Here is a 17435-nt window from a genome sequence, read left to right on the forward strand (position 1 = left end):
GGACTAGCCGAAGAAACGATCGCGGAGCTTGCCGAAGAAGCTCTGTTTGAACTCGCCAAAGTGGGGCGGTTCGTCCTTACGGAGCTTCGCGAGCTGCTCCACGAGCGACTTTTCCTTGTGAGTCAGCTTCGTGGGCGTCGCAACCTGCATCGCGATCTTCAGGTCGCCACGGGTCGTGGAGCGCAGGCCCTGGATACCGCGGCCACGCACCGTCACGAGATCACCGGACTGTGTGCCGGCGGGGACCTCAACCGACACTGCACCGTCGAGCGAATCGACATTGACCTCAGTACCGAGGATGGCGTCGGTCATGGACACCTGCATGGTGCTCAACAGGTCGTTGCCGTCGCGACTGAAGACGTCGTCGTGCTCGACGCGGAACTCGATAAACAGGTCCCCGTTCGGGCCACCAAACGGGCCTACCTCGCCGCCGCCACGCATCTGCATGCGCGTGCCAGTGTCAATACCCGATGGAATGTCCACCTGCATGGTGCGACGCTCGCGCAGTCGCCCCTTGCCCGCGCACTCAACGCAGGGGCTCTCGATGATCGTGCCGTAACCCTGGCAGCTGCCACACGGGTGCATCGTGACGACGTTCCCGAAGAGTGAGCGCACCTCCCGCTGCACCTGCCCCTGGCCACGGCACACGTCGCAGGTGACCGGGTGGGTGCCTGGCTGACAGCCGTTGCCGCCGCAGACGTTGCAGAGCACAGCGGTGTTCACCGTGACGTCGCGCTGCACACCGAAGATGACCTCTTCAAGCTTGACGTCAACCCGGATCAGTGCGTCCTCGCCGCGTTCCTCACGCGAGCGCGGGCCACGCGATCCGCCGCCGAAGCCGCCCCCGAAGAACGTCTCGAAGATATCGCCGAAGCCGCCCGCTCCGCCCTGCGAACCACCCATGTCGTAGCGCTGACGCTGCTCGGTGTCGCTGAGCACGTCGTATGCGTGCGTAACGCTCTTGAAGCGCTCCGCGGCTTCCTCGCTGGGGTTCACATCGGGGTGCAGCTGGCGGGCCAGCTTGCGATACGCCTTCTTGATCTCTTCGAGGCTCGCTTCGCGAGAAACGCCGAGCGTCTCGTAGTGATCCGCCACAGTGGTACTCCTAGGTGTTCGTGGTTTGTGTGAAACGTCGTTGACTGCCGTTAACCGTTTAGCGGTCTTCGCTCAGCAATCGGTTGAGATATCTGGCAACCGCGCGAACCGCCTGGATATTCCCGGCGTAGTCCATGCGGAGCGGCCCGAGCACGCCGAGTCGCGACGCCCCCGGCTGTTCGTAATTCGTAGCGATAATCGAGGCGTCTGAGAGGCCATAGGCCTCATTCTCACGCCCGATCGACGACGCGATCTCCCGCTCATCCTGTACGAGCTCGCCGAAGAGCCGAAGCAGCGTGACCTGCTCCTCAATTGCCTCGAGCACGGTCGGTAGGGATCCCGCGAATTCACCAGGCCGGGTGAGGTTGGCGGCGCCGGCCACGGCAATACGGTCTGAGCGATTCGCCTGCAGCTGCTCAGACACCGCGCGCAGCACGTGGAGCGCGAGTTCGACGTCAGCGGGCTCCGCCCACTCGCGCACGCGGGCGGCAAGGTCAGTGACCGCGCGATCGGCGGCATCGATGTCGCGACCGACGACCGATCCCGAGATCTGCTCCCGGACACCGTTGAGCCAGGCCTCGTTCGCTCGGTCTGCTGGGAGGAGCGTCGTGTGCTGTTCGACAACCCCGTTGCCAAGGATGAGCACGCACAGCACCCGGTTCTCACCGAGCGCGACAAGGTCAACGTGTCGAACTGCGACTGACCGCAACGACGGATACTGCACGACGGCTACCTGGTTGGTGAGCTGCGAGAGCAGTCGCACCGTCCGCGCCATGACGTCATCGAGATCGCTTGATTCTCCGAGGAAACGCTCGATCGCGGAGCGCTGGGCCGCCGTCATCGGCCGCAGCTTGGCGAGCGTATCGACGTACATCCGGTAGCCCTTGTCCGTGGGCACGCGGCCAGACGAGGTGTGCGTCTGGGCGATCAGCTCGTCGTCTTCAAGCAGCGCCATGTCGTTGCGGATCGTCGCGGCAGACACCCCAAACGAGTGCCGCTCAACGATCGACTTCGAACCAACTGGCTCGTTCAGCGCGACGTAGTCACTAACAATTGCGTGCAGCACTGCGAGGCTACGCTCCGGAACCATCACGCGCCCCCTTTCTGGCACTCCAACAACCTGAGTGCCAGTCTACTACTCGAGCAGTTTTCCGACGACCGTGTCCGCCAAGAGCCGACCACGAAGGGTCGGCACGATCCGCGGCTGCGCCCCCTGCACCCCAAGCGCCGCGCGGCCTTCAATGAGCCCGTCAGCAATGAGCCCCGCCACGGCTTGCTTACCGTGTTCGCTGAGAGCTTCGATCGGGAAGCCGTCTCTGATGCGGGTTTCGAGCAGCACGCGCTCGCTATGTCGAGCTTCTGCGGTGAGGAGCTCACGAGCGTGGGCTGGCGAGAGGCCCTGCCCCATCCGCTCTGCGTATGCTCGCGGATGCTTCACGTTCCACCAGCGGAGTCCACCCATGTGACTGTGCGCACCTGGGCCGGCGCCCCACCAGTCCTCACCCGTCCAGTAGGACAGGTTATGGCGTGATCGTGTCTCCGGTGTACGCGACCAGTTGCTGATCTCGTACCAGTCGTAGCCCGCAGCGCTCATACGCGCGTCGAGCATCTCGTACATCTCCGCGTGCAGGTCATCATCGGGCTCAGCGACCTGGCCGCGGCGAATCTGTCCTGCGAGCTTCGTGCCGGCTTCAATGATGAGCGCGTACGCCGACAGGTGGTCTGGCGCATTCGCGAGCGCTGCGTCGAGCGAACGTTCCCAGTCGGCGAGCGACTCCCCCGGGGTGCCGTAGATGAGATCGAGACTCACCTGCAGGCCGACGGCGCGAGCCGCCTCCACCACGACGGGTACCCGCTCGGGCGTGTGCGTCCGATCAAGCGTCGCCAGCACGTGCGGCACCGCAGACTGCATACCGAAACTCACCCGCGTGAATCCGGCCTCCGCAAGCGTGGCAAGGTACGCCTCGTCTACGGAATCCGGGTTCGCCTCAGTCGTCACCTCGGCACCGGGCGCAATTCCCCACTCGTCGCGGATCCGCGCCAACACCATCGCGAGGTCGCTCGCGGGTAGCAGCGTAGGTGTGCCACCTCCAAAGAAGACCGTCGAGACCTCACGGTCTGGCAGACCAGCGGTGCGCATGACGCCCGCGCCGAAACTCAACTCCCGAGCAGCTTCCGCCGCATAACCGGCCTGGCTCGCGCCGCCGCCAAGCTCACTCGCGGTATAGGTGTTGAAGTCGCAATAGCCGCAGCGCACGCGGCAGTACGGCACGTGCACGTAGACGCCGAACGCGCGGTCCGCAGCGCCAGCCACTACGCTCTCCGGGAGCGCACCATCTGCCGGGGCGGGCTCGCCATCAGGGAGCACGCTCGGCATCGTCAGTCTTCCTGCGGCGCGGTGTCGGCCGAGTCAGACGCAGTCGTGCTGGAGTCAGCTCCTGTCACGCCGTTGCGAAGCGCCGCTCCCGGTGCGAGCGCCGCAATGCAAGCCTGCGCCTGCTCGACCACATCGCGGAGCTCCGCGCGCTGCTTGATCCCAGCCATGAGACCAGACTTCGTGAGGAACGTAAACCCGCGGGCAACCGCCCACACCGTCCCGTCGGCACGCTGCTCCACGGTGATGAGCTGCTCGCCGAAGCCGGGTACCTCGTCACGGTCACCCCAGGCGAAACCCAGCCGCTGCGGCTCGTCCACGGTCGAGATGACCATGATCGGGCGCGCGTTCTTCCCTGCTGGCGTGAGCGTGGCAGTGGTTCCCGGCTGAATATAGGCGACACCCTCGGGGCTGAAGAGCTCCTCGGGCTCATCGCCCAGTTCAGGCGTCCCGCCCGCATTGAACTGGACTCCCAGGTATTCGCCTGGCTCCCCGCGCTCAACATCGGTGACGGCGACACCTGCGGCTCGGTGGGCACCCCACGTCATGAGCAGGTTCGCTGCGGTCAGGAAGCGTTCTGAGCCGCTTCCGAGCTGCAGCGATTCCTCGTACGGCGTCGAGCCGTCGGGAGGAAAGCGCAGCAGATCAGCAGCGTCTGACGCGCCGATCGCCGCGTAAGCGACGGGCATGCTTGTATAGCTTTTTCTGCGGGGACCGGTCACTTCTTGGTTACTTCCTTGCCCTCGACGTCACCCGAGAGGGCGGCAATGAACGCTTCCTGGGGAACCTCAACGCGGCCCACCATCTTCATGCGCTTCTTGCCCTCCTTCTGCTTCTCGAGGAGCTTGCGCTTACGGCTAATGTCACCGCCGTAGCACTTCGCGAGGACGTCCTTGCGGATCGCGCGAATGTTCTCGCGCGCAATCACGCGGGCGCCGATGGCAGCCTGAATCGGCACCTCGAACTGCTGGCGCGGGATGAGCTTGCGCAGCCGCTCGGTCATCATCGTGCCGTACGCGTAAGCGTTGTCACGGTGCACGATCGCGCTGAACGCGTCGACAGCTTCGCCCTGGAGCAGGATGTCGACCTTCACGAGGTCGGCCTCCTGCCAGCCGCTCGGCTCGTAGTCGAGGCTCGCGTAGCCCTGGGTACGGCTCTTGAGGTGATCGAAGAAGTCGAAGACGATCTCACCCATGGGGATGTTGTAGCGGAGCTCAACGCGCTCACCGAGGTACTCCATACCGAGCAGGCTGCCGCGACGCGACTGGCAGAGTTCCATGATCGCGCCGACGTAGTCCTTCGGTGCGAGGATCGCAGCGCGAACCATTGGCTCGGAGACACTCGCGAGCTTCCCGTCGGGGTACTCAGAGGGGTTCGTGACGGTCACCTCCGTGCCGTCTTCCTTGAGGACCTCGTAGATCACGGACGGGGCCGTCGCGATGAGGTCGAGGTCGAACTCACGACGCAGCCGCTCCGAAATAATCTCGAGGTGCAGCAGGCCGAGGAACCCGCAGCGGAAGCCGAAGCCGAGCGCAACCGAGGTCTCTGGCTCGTACTGCAGCGCAGCGTCGGACAGCTTGAGCTTGTCGAGCGCCTCGCGCAGCACCGGGTAGTCGGAGCCGTCGAGCGGGTACAGGCCCGAGAAGACCATCGGCTTCGGGTCGGTGTAGCCGGGCAGCGCCTCGGTCGCGCCGCGCAGCTTCGAGGTGACGGTATCGCCAACCTTCGACTGGCGCACATCCTTCACGCCCGTGATGAGGTAGCCGACCTCGCCGACAGCGAGACCCTTGGTCGGGGTCGGGCCGGGCGAGGAGACACCGATTTCGAGCGCCTCGTATTCGGCACCCGTCGACATCATCTGCACCTTCTCGCGTGGCGAGAGCTTGCCATCGACCATACGGACGTACGTGACCACGCCGCGGTACGGGTCGTAGACCGAGTCGAAGATCATGGCGCGCGCCGGTGCGTCAGTCTGGCCGACGGGAGCGGGGATCCGCTGGATCACGACGTCGAGCAGTTCCTCGACGCCGGCACCGGTCTTGCCCGACACCTTGAGAATATCCTCGGGATTGCCACCGATGAGGTCGGTGATCTCGCGCGCGACCCGCTCGGGGTCTGCCGCGGGAAGGTCGATCTTGTTCAGCACGGGAATGATCTCGAGATCGTTCTCCATTGCCAGGTAGAGGTTCGCGAGCGTCTGCGCCTCGATACCCTGGGCGGCGTCAACGAGGAGGATCGCTCCCTCACACGCGGCGAGCGAACGCGAGACCTCGTACGAGAAGTCAACGTGGCCAGGGGTATCGATCATGTTGAGGGCGTACTCGCCACCCTCAGACTGCCAGTGCATACGCACGGCCTGCGACTTGATGGTGATACCGCGCTCGCGCTCGATATCCATGTTGTCGAGGTACTGGGCACGCATGTCGCGATCGGACACCGTGCCGGTGACCTGGAGCATGCGGTCGGCAAGCGTCGACTTGCCGTGATCGATGTGCGCGATGATGCAGAAGTTGCGGATCATCGAAGGGTCGGTCGACGCCGGCACCGGTGGTTTAAGACTACGAGGAGACATTGCCAGCCATTATCTCACGCGCGGGCGACTTGCGGGGCCACCTCCCGTTCAGGGCGCGCCTCCCCCGCGCCGCGTCGGCACCTGGGCTGCCCCGGCCCGCATGGGCCGTAGGATGAGCGCATGGCTGTTCCTCAGTTTCTTCGTCGCTTCATCACGCCGGGACGCCCCGAGCGCGCAGCGCTCTACACCGTCGCGCTCGGCGCAGCCGCGCTCATCGACCCGGCAAAGCTCACTCCCGGAGGGCGCGCCGCCTACCGGCTCGCGCTCGCAGGCATCACCGCCGCGGTCGTCGCGGGCGACACTCCGCGGGAGCTGGGTCCGCAGGGCCGCGCCGCTGCCGCCACTGTTGCTGGTGGCGCGGTGCTCGGTCTCGCTGAGGCGGGCGAAGCACTCGACGGCACGTTGCAGCGATCCCTCGCACGCCGCGGCGTCAGGAGGCCCAGACTCGTCTTCGCCGCGGTCACGGCCGGGCTCGCGTTCGCGACCGAGCTGCCCGCGCTACTCGCGAACCGTCGCGGGGTGTCCTATCGATCGGGCAACTCGCAGCATATGGCTGTCGTCGACCACGTACCGTTTGGGGAAGTTCCCGAGGGTGCACGCACGCTTATCACCGGCATGCTCGATTTCAGCGCCGACCCGGGCTCCGAGGCGCTGCGTGCCCAGCTCGCCTCCGCCCGCGAGCGACTGGGGGACGGTGGATCAGGATCCTTCGACACCATCGACATCGTCGTGCTCGACGCCGAGGCGCTCCCGCGGGCTGTCCCCCACAGGCAGCAGTTCCCGGTTGTCGCAGAGTTCGCAGACCCGAACACCGGCTCCCCGCGCGTGGTGAGGCTGGGCATCGACGGGGGCAGCCTCGCGCAGCTGACGATCGAGGCAGACGATCGTGCAGCAGACTCGCCTTGGCTGTGGCCCGAACGCTGGCCTGCGCTCGCGGAGGTCACGTTCTCCGTCGAGGGATCAGAGCCGGTCAATTCCCGCGCCGCGAAGCTCGCCCGCGCTGCCGGCAGGGACTGAGGCGCCGCCCGCATGACACCTGTCACGAATTCTTCGTGACAGCCTCACCTCGCGGTGACCCCGCTCGCCGCGAAATGCTTGTGGCATGCACACACTCGCACTGGAGATCACCGGCGTCACCCGCCACTTTGGATCAGGAGACCGGCTCGTACGCGCCGTCAACGGGGTCGACCTCCGCGTTGAACGCGGCGAGGTCGTCGCCTTGCTCGGCCCAAACGGCGCGGGCAAAACCACGCTCCTCGACATGGTGCTCGGGCTCAGCGAGCCCGACGGCGGCTCGCTGCGGGTACTCGGCGACTCCCCTAGGAACGCAGTTGGGAACGGCTCGCTCTCCGCGGTGCTACAAACCGGCGGACTCCTCGCGGATCTCACGGTGACCGAAACCCTCGAGGTCATCGCAAGCTTCCACCGCGCCCTCGCCCGCGTGCCCGAGGTCATCGAACGGGCCAATCTCACCGACATTGCGCGCCGCAAGGTGAGCAAGTGTTCCGGCGGCGAGCAGCAGCGCGTGAAATTCGCGCTCGCGCTCCTGCCCGACCCCGACGTGCTCGTCCTCGACGAGCCGACCGCCGGCATGGACGTCACCGCACGCCGAAAGTTCTGGGACGCCATGCGAGCCGACGCCAACGCCGGGCGGACGATCGTCTTCGCCACCCACTACCTCGAGGAAGCCGAGCAGTTCGCCCGCCGGACAGTCGTCATGAACCACGGCAAGGTGGTCGCCGACGGCGACACCGCAACGCTCCGCGCCTCGCTGGGCGGGCGCACGCTCCGGGCGACGCTCCCCGCGGCAGACTCGGCATCGGCGGCACTGCTCGCAGAGCTCGCGGCGCTCCAGTCCGACGGTTCAATCACCTCGCTCGAGCGGGACGCAGGCAGGATCCTCATCCACACCCCGAACTCAGACGCGATCGCCGCGCGCCTCCTCCAGGCTGGCGCCACCGAGCTCGAAATCGCCGCGCCCACACTCGAAACCGCGTTCGCAGCGCTCACGGAGGCCTAAGCCCATGCTGTTCACCACCACATTCTTCCGCGTCGAGGTGCTCCGGCAGTTCCGCAACCCGTACACGCTCGCGTTCACGCTCGCGATGCCCGTCGCGATGTACCTCCTCTTTGGGGCCAACGCCGAGTACGCCTCCGCGAGCGCGGGCAACGGCAACGTCGCGTTCTACGTCATGGCGTCGATGGCCGCGTTCGGCACGGCCACCGCAATGACCTCGCTGTGTGCGCTCGCGGCTTCCGAGGTCGGCCAGGGCTGGGGCAGACAGATCGCGCTCACGCCCCTGTCGATCACCGGCTACGCCGTCGTCAAGCTCGCCGTCGCGCTCGCGTTCTCTGCATTCTCGACCGCGATCGTCTTCGCCGTCGGCGTGCTCACCGGGGCGCGCGCCGATTCGCTCTGGTCGTGGCTCGTCGTCGCGGGCATCATTCTTGCGGGCGGGCTCATGTTTGGGCTGTTCGGGCTCGGGGTGGGGCTCGCATTCAACTCCGATTCCGCGGCGTCGCTCGCGTCGATCTCGATCACGCTGTTCGGCTTCGTCGGCAACCTGTTCATGCCGCTCTCGGGCGCCATGCTCGACGTGGCCCGTTTCACCCCCATGTACGGCTATGGCGCGCTCGTGCGGTGGCCCATCACCGAGGGCGCCCTGGTCATGGGCGGCGGCAGCGAACCTCTCTGGGTCGCGCTCGCAAACTTCGCGGTCTGGACACTGCTCTTTGGGCTCCTCGTGCGCTACGGCGTGTTGCGCTCCCGCCGTCGCCGTTAGGCTCCCAGCCGTGCCATTAGGCTCTCAGACATGAAGCACGACCAGACCGAAACCCAGGACGCCTGGGCGCGCTACGGCTGGCTCATGGGCGCGATCTGGCTCGTGTTCCTGTTCTACCCCATCACCGCGCTGGCCAGTTCGAACGCCCCTCTACCGTTCCTGGTGCTCGGCTGGTGCGGGGTCGTGGGCTTCGCCGCCGCGTACCTCTCCGGGTTCATCATCGGGATGCGCGATTCGGGCACGGGCACGCAGCGCGTCACCGTGCTTATCTTCTGGGCGGCCCTCGGGTGCGTACTGCTCACGATTCCCGCGATTTCCTGGCCCGCGCTGAGCTTTCTCCCGTTCCTCATGTCGTACGCCTCCTACATTCTCAGCCGGCCATGGCACTGGGCCCTGAATGTGCTCGGCCCAGCGATTGTGACGGGATACGTCATCTCCGCTGGTGTTGCTGCCCGCAGCCAGCCGTGGGGACTCATGTGGATCGTCTGCATGATCGCCATCGTGAACTCCATTAACTCCTGGCTCATTCGGCGCTCCGCCCGCGCAGACGAGCTCAGGTTCGAACTCGCCACGAGCGAGGAGCGCGAGTCGGTCGCGCGCGACGTGCACGACCTGCTCGGCCACTCTCTCACCGTGATCAAGCTCAAGGCTGAGCTCGCGGCTCGGCTCGTCGAGCAAGATCCCGCGCGAGCGCGCGCCGAGCTCGACGAGATCGTGCGACTCTCGAGCGAGGCCATCGCGGGCGTACGCGGCACCGTCACTGGGCTCCGCGCCGAGAGCCTTTCTGAACAACTGCATGCGAGCAGCAGCGCGCTCGCGGCCGCTGGCATCGTCTTCGAAATGCGCGGATCGACCACAGTGCTGTCGCCGGCGCAGTCAATTCCTGCCGCATGGATCCTTCGGGAGGCGACGACAAACATCCTCCGACACGCATCCGCAAGTCGGGTACTCGTGTCGCTTTCCCCTGGCACGCTCTTCATCGAGGATGATGGGACGGGCCTCGCCGGACCGAGAGCCCGAACCGGCAGCGGGCTGCGCAACATGGAAGAGCGCGCCGCTGCAGCCGGCGCGGAACTCCGCGTCGGCGCCGCAACACCAACCGGAACGAGAGTGAGCCTGACATGGTGACCCCAGGCGCTGCACACGCCCCGACGGGCAATATTCGGCTGCTCATCGCCGACGACCAGGCGCTCGTACGCGGCGCGCTCGGCGCTCTGCTGTCACTCGAGGGCGACCTCGAGGTCGTCGGTTACGCCGGAAATGGTGACGAGGCGGTCACCGAGGCGCAACGATTGCGCCCGGACGTGTGCCTCATGGACGTACAAATGCCGGGGCTTGACGGCCTCGAGGCCACCCGGCTGGTTGTCGCTGCGTGCGAATCGACGCGGGTACTCATCGTCACGACCTTTGCAAAGCCCGGGTATCTGCGCCAAGCACTCGAGGCTGGAGCAAGCGGATTCGTCGTGAAAGATACCCCGGCAGAACAGCTTGCTGAGGCCGTGCGACGCGTGCACGCCGGGAGCCGCGTCGTTGACCCCGCGCTCGCCGAAGCATCGCTCTTCGAAGGAGCAAACCCCCTCAGCGAGCGGGAACGGGAAGTGCTCAAGTACGCGGGTGACGGCCTCACAGCGCCCGCAATTGCCGCCGAGGTGTTCCTCTCTGCCGGTACGGTTCGGAACCTGCTCTCCGCTGCAATCGGTAAGGTCGGTGCGCGCAACCGCACAGCCGCTGCGCGCATTGCTCAGGACAAAGGATGGATCTAGTGCCCCGAAGCCCTGACATGCCTCGCGTGGCGGTGGCTGCGGTCTCGGTCGTGCGTACGACACTCGGCGTATGCGTGCTCGCGGTGCTCGGCTATACCTACGTAGTCGGAGTCTCGATTGACGGGGCGAATCCGTTCAACTATTTCGGGTACTTTACGAACCTCACCTGCCTCCTCACGGCCCTGCTCGCTGTCGCGCTCGGGGCAGGAGGCCTCGCCGGCCGCAGGCCGACCCCTGCGATGGACGCGACGAGGGCTGCCCTGGTCGCGAGCATGCTCGTTGTCGGCGTGATCTACAACACGCTGATTCCCGGCACCGGCACGGCCCCACCCTGGGTCTCGACAGTGCTCCATGTCGTCTTCCCTGCTGCCGTGCTCGTGGACTGGGCGTTCGTTGGTGACCGCGGCCCGCTCCCCTGGCGCAGACTGTGGCTGGTTCTGCCCTACCCGCTCCTGTGGCTCACCGTTGTACTCATTCGGGGCGTGACCGACGGCTGGGTGCCCTATGGTTTTCTGCTCCCCAGCCACGGCCTCGGTTGGATACTCGGACATGTCGCCGCTCTCCTGGCAGCGCTGCTCGCGGCTGCTGCACTCGTGTGGGCGCTCTCTCGATGCGGGGGCATTTCGTGCTTTCTGGCTGATCCCCGCACGCTCGACCCCGAGGGCGACACGGCCGAGCCCGTTTCGACTGTTCCCGACCACCAAGATCTGCTAAAGTAAGTTCTTGACTTGCGTGTGGTTCAATCCACACCCCCGTTAGGTGCCCTCTCTCACCGCGCGGATCAACCCGATTGACCTCAACTGAAGGAACCAACCCAACGTGGCAAATATTAAGTCGCAGATCAAGCGCATCAAGACCAACGCTAAGGCGACTGAGCGCAACCGCGCGCACAAGAGCGAGCTCCGCACCGTCATCCGCAAGACCCGTGACGCAGTGACCGCTGGCGACAAGGCTGCAGCAGAGTCGGCGCTGAAGGTCGCAACCCGCAAGCTCGACAAGGCCGTTTCGAAGGGCGTGATTCACAAGAATCAGGCTGCGAACCGCAAGTCGAAGCTTGCAGCTCAGGTCGCAAAGATCTAAGCATCTCAGCTTTCTGGCTCAGGCCCCGCTTCGGTGGGGCCTGAGCCATTTTTGCGTGAGAAGGCAAGAACTACCAGGCTCGACGAGCACACCTGGGAACTGCGAAACGCCTCCGCTTGCTCTGAGTGGCGCCCTCCGAGCCAGTGGTTTGGAGCGAAGCCCCTTTTCGCATCACCACCAGACTCTCGGCACTCAGGCACGCCCAGCCTGAATCGCTGACTAGACATGTCCTCAGCGAGGTCAGGAGTGATCGGCAGCACAAAGGTCATGACCTCGCTGAGGTCATGGCTCATGAGCGCTCTGCACCGCTGAGGTCTGCACCCACAGTCATCGCACTAGCCGCTGTCCGCTCGCCCGAGTGAAGAGGCGTCTACCCCAACGCGGCAAGCCAGTAGCCGACGAAGACTGGGCCACCTGAGGTGCTCATCGTCCGGAGGACGCCGACAGACAGCCTCCCTGGCTCGACGAGATCTGATCCCGAGACACCCCTCGGCAGAAAGGTCCAGGTGTCGATGAGCCCACTCAGCGCCCATGACGGAAACGTCGAACACCAACAGGCCCAGCGAGAACCAGACGTTGGCAATCCCGTAGTTCTCGCCGCGCCGAGGTGTCAGCCGTATCGGCCGCGGAGCGCAACGAACGACACAAACCGCTCGATAGCATACTCGGGGTCGCGACTGCCACCCTTGAGGTTCCACTCGGTCTCGGCCGCAAGATCGATCGCACGCGCGAGATCTTCCTCGCGCCAGCCGCGAATGTCCTTCAGCGCACGATCAACCATCCATGGCGCCATACCAAATTGCTTCGCGAGCTGGCCCGAGGACCCTCGGGCGCCGTAGACCCGAGCCATGCCACGGAGCTTCATGTTCAGCACTGCGAGGATCGGAATGGGCGAGGTGCCTCCCAGCATCGCCTGCCTCAGCAGTACCAGCGCGTCCGCCCGCTTACCGGCGACGGCGGCATCTGCAACCTTGAAGCCACTCGCTTCCACTCGACCCTCCGTGGCGCGATTCACCTGGTCCTCGGTGATTTCGGCGCCAACGTCGGAGATGAGCTGGGCGCAAGCACCGGCGAGTTCGGCAACGCTGCCGGACGAATACGCGGCGGCGAGCATCCGTACGGCGCCGGGCGTGGCCCGCGCCCCTAGCCGCCGGAACTCACCCTGCGCGAACGCGAGCCGCTCCTGGTCTTTCTTGAGCTCAGGGCAGAGCACCTCAACGGCGCCCTGCGTCTTACGCACAGCGTCAAGGAGCGCCTTACCCCGCTGTCCGCCCGCATGCCGGAGCACGAGCGTCGTATCCTCTGCCGGCCCGGTAATGTACCGCTTCGCATCTTCAATGAATGCGTCGGAGCACTTCTCGACCCCGCTCACTCGAATCAGCCGGGGCTCCGCGAACAATGACGGGCTCGCAAGCGTAAAGAGTTCACCCGCGCCATAGCTGGCGGCGTCGATGTCGTGCACCTCAAGTTCGCTGTGCGCTTCGCGGAGGATGTCGCGAAGGCGCTGCGAAGCGCGATCCGCAAAAAACTCCTCAGGACCGCTGACCAGCACCACAGGCGCCGGCGTTACGTCCATCCACTCGAGCTGAGAAATCTTAGATGCTGCCACGCGTCAACTTTACCGCCAGCACCTGACATCCGCGCTGCCGCCATATTGGCGGGCGTGGGAGACTATGCCCCGGCCTTGACCGGCGGATTCGAAATGAGGGATCCGACGAGCTGGTCGTACTCTGCAGGGGTAACCGGCTTCCCGAGCAACAGGTTGCGAAACACGAGCACGCCGAGCAGACTGTCGAGCACGAGATCGGCATCGAGGTTCTTCGGGAGCGCCCCTTGCCCCACCCAGTGCATGAGAATTTGCGCGCCGAGCTCACGCCGCGCTTGACCGAAGCGCGCGATGAACCCTGGCAGCACCTCCGGGCTCAGCACGGTGTAGGCAAAATTCTGGAGCGTCGCACCGTCAGCTCCACCAACGATGGGCTGGTAGTTCACATACGCCGCAAGGTCGCCGTGCAGATTGCCGGTGTCCGGCAGGTCCCCAACCGCATAGATCCGCTCGATGGCGTCAAGAATGAGGTCCGAACGTTTCGGCCAGCGCCGATAAATCGCCGGCTTCGTGGTCTTGGCACGCTGGGCAATCGCTTCGATCCTGAGGGCTGGAAGCCCATCACTCAGGATATGCGTCGCCACCTCCGAGAGCACCCGTTCCGTCAGGGCCTCGTCGCGAGGTCTGCCCGCCTGGGCTGGCAAGGACATCTTTACTACCACTTCCTCCGCGCGCTTCGTCTGCGCGCACTCTCTCGTACTCGGCAACGCAAGACTTCAACGCCCCGTGGATACACACGGTGAGTGGATTGAATGCTTAAGGTTGCCCGATCGATACTGCCAATCATGCAGATACGTAGCGCACAATTTATCGACGAGTTCGACACTAATCGAATCTCGCCGGGAATACCATCCGCGACGCGCCGAAATTAATTCACCCCTCCCCCAATAACCTGTCCGCATCTGGGGTTTTCCCGACCAATTCTTAATTGATGAACATTTAATATCACCCACAATTCATCCCGCCAGTGGACCACCGGCCGCGATCATCACCGAACCACTTTCCATCACGCATTTCGGCGGCACTCCAGCAAAATCATTCATCTGATTAATGTAAGGTGAACCTAAGTAATCAGCGATTCCCGAGGTGTTCATGACGTTGCTTGAGGTGCGGCCGCCAGTGGCCGCCATTCCCAGTTCGGAGCACCACGTGAGTTCCCCCTTCCTCTTGCGCACGAAGATCGTGGTCCCCGGGCACGCGACGACCTGGCCCACGCACACCCACCCCGAGCACGAGCTCCTCTGGACGGATCGCGGTGTCGTGACGATGGTCGCCGACGGTAAGCAGTGGACCGTGGCGCCCGGGGTTGGACTCTGGATCCCCGCGGGCGTTGACCACCAGGGGTCATCACGCGAGAGTACCGAGGTCCGTGCGACGTACTTCTCCCCCGAGAGCTGGCACAAGCCCTGGGACCGACCCGTGGCTGTCCGCGTCCCACCGGCAGTCCGAGAACTCCTAATACACCTCTGGCGCTCGCCCATGTCGGTCGAAGAGCGCGTCAGGGCCCAACAGGTCTGCGTGGACATGCTCCACATCTCAGATGACATCGATCTCGACCTCCCGCTTCCCGAGGACCGCCGCCTCGCCCTACTCGTGGAGATGATCCTGAGCGATCCCGCTGACGACCGGTCGCTTGAGCAGTGGGCATCGATCCTCAACATGACATCCCGCACGCTCACCCGCGCATTCAGCAACGAAATCGCGATGAGCTTCGCGCAGTGGCGTCGTCTCGTGCGGATGCGCTGCGCCCTCGGTCATCTGAGCGAGGGAATGAGCGTGAAGTCCGTCGCGCGTCGAGTCGGCTACAGCACGACGAGCGCATTCGTCTCAGCCTTCCGGAAGACCGTCGGCTACACGCCGGGCGAACTCGCCGAGCGCATCTAACCCTGGGCAGGGCTGCACGTGGCCGCTGTCCGAATTGAAACACAGTGTGTCTCCCGACACGGTGACCGGCCGCGTAGCGTCAAAAGCAGTGCCCCACGTGGCCCGCGTTCCCTGTCCGGCCAACCATGGAGTTCCCACCCGACAATGCCTCCCCACCCTTCGCCCACCGTCGCCCCTCCGCACGGCCTGGCCCGCAGTAACCTCGTGCGCGGAATGACCCTTGCGGGCATCCTTGTCGCGCTCGCAGGCGTGGCACTTGCGAGCGTCGTGATCGGTTCACGGGAGATCCCACTCTCCGTCGTCTGGGACGCTGTCACCGCCCCCAGCAGCGTCGAGGATCACTTCGTCATTCGCGACCTGCGCATCCCGCGGACCGTCGTCGGCGTCGTCGTCGCCGTCGCGCTCGGCGTCGCGGGTGCGTTGATCCAGGCACTCACCCGCAATCCCCTCGCCGACCCGGGGATCCTTGGGGTGAACGCCGGCGCCTCGTTCGCGGTCGCGTTGGGTGTCGGATTCTTCGGCGTTTCGACAATCTCTGGGTACGTCTGGTTTGCGTTTGCCGGCGCGCTCATCGTGACGATCGCGGTCTACGCGATCGGTTCTGCTGGGCGCGGCGGTGCAGACCCGCTGCGTCTCGTCCTCGCGGGTGTCGCGCTCGGCGCCGCTCTCAGCGGCCTGACGAGCGCGCTGACACTGCTCGACCCCGAGGCGTTCGACAAGATGCGCAACTGGGGTGCCGGCACGATCGTGGGCCGCGGTCTCGACCTCGTGTGGCCTGTGCTCCCGCTCCTCGGGGTCGGTCTTGTGATCGCACTCATTGTCGCTCGTCCGTTGAATGCGATCGCGCTCGGCGAGGATCTCGCGGCCGCACTCGGCGCGAACGTGCTCCGCACCCGGATCCTTGTGATCGTCGCCGTCACGCTCCTCGCCGGCGGGGCCACCGCGATCGCTGGACCCATCGGGTTCATCGGGCTCATGGTGCCGCACGTTGCCCGGTGGATCGTCGGGCCAGATCAGCGGTGGATCCTCGCGTACACTGTTGCGCTCTCCCCAATCTTGCTGCTCGTCGCCGACATTGCCGGGCGGCTCATCATGCGCCCGGCGGAGGTGCCTGTCGGCATCGTCACGGCGTTCGTCGGCGCCCCCGTACTGATCGTGTTGATCCGCAGAAGAAAGACGAGCAGCCTGTGAGCACCACGCATGCTGAGGGAACACCCACCCACATCAACTTCGGGCGCAAGGTCCGCCGCATTCGCTTCCGGGGAGCGTGGATCCGATTCGATGTGCGCGGACTCGTCGCGTGCATCGTGTTCGCAGCGACCGCTATCGCAATCGGCGTCGCCGCCCTCGTCAGTGGCGAGTACCCGCTGACGCTTGCCGAGGTCTGGCACGCCCTCACTTCCGGGGTGGAGGACTTCACCCGCACCGTCGTCGTCGAGTGGCGTATGCCACGTGCCCTTGCCGCCATCACGTTTGGTGCGGCGCTCGGGGCGAGCGGAGCAGTGTTTCAGTCTCTCACCAGAAACCCGCTTGCGAGCCCCGACATTCTCGGCTTCTCCGCAGGGGCATACACCGGAGCGATCATCGTGATGATCGTTTTCCACGGAACCTACATCGACGTTGCTGTCGGTGCGCTCGTCGGTGGGCTTGCGAGCGCCGCGGTGGTCTACCTGCTCGCGTTCAAGGGCGGCGTGCAGGGGTTCCGGCTCATCATTGCGGGCATCGCGGTGTCTGCGATGCTCAGCTCGCTCAACACCTGGCTCACCCTCACCGCTGATCTCGATACTGCGCTCGTCGCTGCGGTCTGGGGCGCGGGTTCGCTCAACGGCATGACCTGGGAACAGACGGGCGCGGGCAGCATCGTCGTCGCAATCTTGCTCGCCGCGACCCTCGCGATGTCGCGCCCGCTCAGGCAGCTCGAGCTCGGTGACGATGCGGCGCAGGCACTCGGCGTCCGCGTCGAGCCCACCCGGCTCGTTCTCATGTTACTGTCGGTCGCCCTCATCGCAGCGGTCACCGCTGCCGCGGGCCCGATCTCGTTCGTCGCACTGGCCGCGCCGCAGATCGCACGTCGGGTCACCCGCACGGCCGGCATCTCTGTCCCCGCCGCGGCACTGATGGGCGCCGTGCTGCTCTCAGCGTCCGACTACGTGGCGCTCCACGCGCTCCCCGCAATGCTCCCGGTCGGTACTGTCACGGTGGTCATCGGCGGCGGCTACCTCATCTGGCTCCTCATCCACGAAGCGCGAAGGCGGCTCTGATGCGCGCCCTCCGATAC

General features: G+C 65.4%; 18 protein-coding genes. 10 read left to right on the forward strand and 8 right to left on the reverse strand.

Annotated features, from left to right (window positions below):
- Positions 1–3: 3 nt before the first annotated feature.
- The 5 genes from dnaJ to lepA are packed head-to-tail and all read right to left on the reverse strand — an operon-like array spanning position 4 to position 6041.
- Complete coding sequence (dnaJ, locus tag AUL38_RS08220) at positions 4–1095, reverse strand: molecular chaperone DnaJ (RefSeq protein ID WP_059060956.1); 1092 nt, start codon at positions 1093–1095, stop codon at positions 4–6.
- 58 nt (positions 1096–1153) lie between these two features.
- Positions 1154–2185, reverse strand: coding sequence for a heat-inducible transcriptional repressor HrcA (hrcA, locus tag AUL38_RS08225; protein WP_059060957.1), 1032 nt, complete (start codon positions 2183–2185; stop codon positions 1154–1156).
- 45 nt (positions 2186–2230) lie between these two features.
- On the reverse strand, positions 2231–3472 hold the full coding sequence (gene hemW, locus AUL38_RS08230; protein ID WP_059060958.1) for a radical SAM family heme chaperone HemW: 1242 nt from the start codon (positions 3470–3472) through the stop codon (positions 2231–2233).
- 2 nt (positions 3473–3474) lie between these two features.
- Positions 3475–4158: a DUF1990 family protein gene (locus AUL38_RS08235; RefSeq protein WP_059060960.1), complete on the reverse strand. Its 684-nt coding sequence runs from the start codon at positions 4156–4158 to the stop codon at positions 3475–3477.
- 29 nt (positions 4159–4187) lie between these two features.
- Positions 4188–6041, reverse strand: a complete 1854-nt coding sequence (gene lepA / locus AUL38_RS08240; protein WP_059060962.1) for a translation elongation factor 4 — start codon at positions 6039–6041, stop codon at positions 4188–4190.
- Between the two features lie 120 nt (positions 6042–6161).
- Between lepA and AUL38_RS08245 the strand changes: the two genes are divergently transcribed.
- The 7 genes from AUL38_RS08245 (at position 6162) to rpsT (ending at position 11667) form a co-directional block, all read left to right on the forward strand.
- Positions 6162–7058, forward strand: a complete 897-nt coding sequence (locus AUL38_RS08245; RefSeq protein WP_059060964.1) for a hypothetical protein — start codon at positions 6162–6164, stop codon at positions 7056–7058.
- A gap of 85 nt (positions 7059–7143) precedes the next feature.
- Complete coding sequence (locus tag AUL38_RS08250; protein WP_059060966.1) at positions 7144–8061, forward strand: ABC transporter ATP-binding protein; 918 nt, start codon at positions 7144–7146, stop codon at positions 8059–8061.
- A gap of 4 nt (positions 8062–8065) precedes the next feature.
- Entirely contained in the window at positions 8066–8824 is a 759-nt protein-coding gene (locus tag AUL38_RS08255; RefSeq protein ID WP_059060968.1) for an ABC transporter, read from the forward strand.
- 30 nt (positions 8825–8854) lie between these two features.
- Positions 8855–9952 (forward strand): sensor histidine kinase, encoded by a 1098-nt coding sequence (locus AUL38_RS08260; RefSeq protein WP_059060970.1) that lies wholly within the window; start codon positions 8855–8857, stop codon positions 9950–9952.
- Positions 9946–10587: a response regulator transcription factor gene (locus AUL38_RS08265; RefSeq protein ID WP_059060985.1), complete on the forward strand. Its 642-nt coding sequence runs from the start codon at positions 9946–9948 to the stop codon at positions 10585–10587. Before AUL38_RS08260 ends, AUL38_RS08265 begins: the two co-directional genes overlap by 7 nt.
- Positions 10587–11306 carry a Pr6Pr family membrane protein gene (locus AUL38_RS08270; protein WP_235590656.1) on the forward strand — a complete coding sequence of 240 codons (720 nt, stop codon included), beginning with the start codon at positions 10587–10589 and terminating at the stop codon, positions 11304–11306. Before AUL38_RS08265 ends, AUL38_RS08270 begins: the two co-directional genes overlap by 1 nt.
- Positions 11307–11406: 100 nt before the next feature.
- Positions 11407–11667 carry a 30S ribosomal protein S20 gene (gene rpsT, locus AUL38_RS08275; protein ID WP_059060986.1) on the forward strand — a complete coding sequence of 87 codons (261 nt, stop codon included), beginning with the start codon at positions 11407–11409 and terminating at the stop codon, positions 11665–11667.
- A 610-nt stretch (positions 11668–12277) separates the two neighbouring features.
- Here the strand turns inward: rpsT and holA are convergent.
- From holA to AUL38_RS17370, 3 genes are all read right to left on the reverse strand, one after another.
- Positions 12278–13243 carry a DNA polymerase III subunit delta gene (gene holA, locus AUL38_RS08280; protein ID WP_083506706.1) on the reverse strand — a complete coding sequence of 322 codons (966 nt, stop codon included), beginning with the start codon at positions 13241–13243 and terminating at the stop codon, positions 12278–12280.
- Between the two features lie 95 nt (positions 13244–13338).
- Positions 13339–13923: a TetR/AcrR family transcriptional regulator gene (locus AUL38_RS08285; RefSeq protein WP_059060989.1), complete on the reverse strand. Its 585-nt coding sequence runs from the start codon at positions 13921–13923 to the stop codon at positions 13339–13341.
- A gap of 306 nt (positions 13924–14229) precedes the next feature.
- A complete protein-coding gene (locus AUL38_RS17370; protein ID WP_161937422.1) occupies positions 14230–14403 on the reverse strand; it encodes a hypothetical protein in 174 nt (57 codons plus the stop codon).
- Positions 14404–14422: 19 nt separating this feature from the next.
- On the opposite strand from AUL38_RS17370, the gene AUL38_RS08290 reads away from it, so the two are divergent.
- The 3 genes from AUL38_RS08290 to AUL38_RS08300 all read left to right on the forward strand — a co-directional run bounded on the left by AUL38_RS08290 (position 14423) and on the right by AUL38_RS08300 (position 17418).
- Positions 14423–15157: an AraC family transcriptional regulator gene (locus AUL38_RS08290; protein ID WP_161937423.1), complete on the forward strand. Its 735-nt coding sequence runs from the start codon at positions 14423–14425 to the stop codon at positions 15155–15157.
- Positions 15158–15301: 144 nt separating this feature from the next.
- On the forward strand, positions 15302–16348 hold the full coding sequence (locus AUL38_RS08295) for an iron chelate uptake ABC transporter family permease subunit (protein ID WP_201023716.1): 1047 nt from the start codon (positions 15302–15304) through the stop codon (positions 16346–16348).
- On the forward strand, positions 16345–17418 hold the full coding sequence (locus AUL38_RS08300; protein ID WP_059060996.1) for an iron chelate uptake ABC transporter family permease subunit: 1074 nt from the start codon (positions 16345–16347) through the stop codon (positions 17416–17418). Before AUL38_RS08295 ends, AUL38_RS08300 begins: the two co-directional genes overlap by 4 nt.
- Positions 17419–17435: the final 17 nt, after the last annotated feature.

The sequence above is a fragment of the Leucobacter sp. G161 genome (assembly GCF_001482305.1).
Taxonomy (GTDB): Bacteria; Actinomycetota; Actinomycetes; order Actinomycetales; family Microbacteriaceae; genus Leucobacter.

Excerpts from the sequence above, each read along its gene's own strand:
- hemW (WP_059060958.1), bottom strand. The coding sequence starts at position 3,472 with ATGCCGAGCGTGCTCCCTGATGGCGAGCCCGCCCCGGCAGATGGTGCG.
- AUL38_RS08245 (WP_059060964.1), top strand. The coding sequence starts at position 6,162 with ATGGCTGTTCCTCAGTTTCTTCGTCGCTTCATCACGCCGGGACGCCCC.
- AUL38_RS08255 (WP_059060968.1), top strand. The coding sequence starts at position 8,066 with ATGCTGTTCACCACCACATTCTTCCGCGTCGAGGTGCTCCGGCAGTTC.
- AUL38_RS08260 (WP_059060970.1), top strand. The coding sequence starts at position 8,855 with ATGAAGCACGACCAGACCGAAACCCAGGACGCCTGGGCGCGCTACGGC.
- lepA (WP_059060962.1), bottom strand. The coding sequence starts at position 6,041 with ATGTCTCCTCGTAGTCTTAAACCACCGGTGCCGGCGTCGACCGACCCT.
- AUL38_RS08295 (WP_201023716.1), top strand. The coding sequence starts at position 15,302 with ATGCCTCCCCACCCTTCGCCCACCGTCGCCCCTCCGCACGGCCTGGCC.
- AUL38_RS08235 (WP_059060960.1), bottom strand. The coding sequence starts at position 4,158 with ATGCCCGTCGCTTACGCGGCGATCGGCGCGTCAGACGCTGCTGATCTG.
- AUL38_RS08250 (WP_059060966.1), top strand. The coding sequence starts at position 7,144 with ATGCACACACTCGCACTGGAGATCACCGGCGTCACCCGCCACTTTGGA.
- AUL38_RS08285 (WP_059060989.1), bottom strand. The coding sequence starts at position 13,923 with ATGTCCTTGCCAGCCCAGGCGGGCAGACCTCGCGACGAGGCCCTGACG.
- AUL38_RS17370 (WP_161937422.1), bottom strand. The coding sequence starts at position 14,403 with ATGGCGGCCACTGGCGGCCGCACCTCAAGCAACGTCATGAACACCTCG.
- holA (WP_083506706.1), bottom strand. The coding sequence starts at position 13,243 with ATGGACGTAACGCCGGCGCCTGTGGTGCTGGTCAGCGGTCCTGAGGAG.
- AUL38_RS08265 (WP_059060985.1), top strand. The coding sequence starts at position 9,946 with ATGGTGACCCCAGGCGCTGCACACGCCCCGACGGGCAATATTCGGCTG.
- hrcA (WP_059060957.1), bottom strand. The coding sequence starts at position 2,185 with ATGGTTCCGGAGCGTAGCCTCGCAGTGCTGCACGCAATTGTTAGTGAC.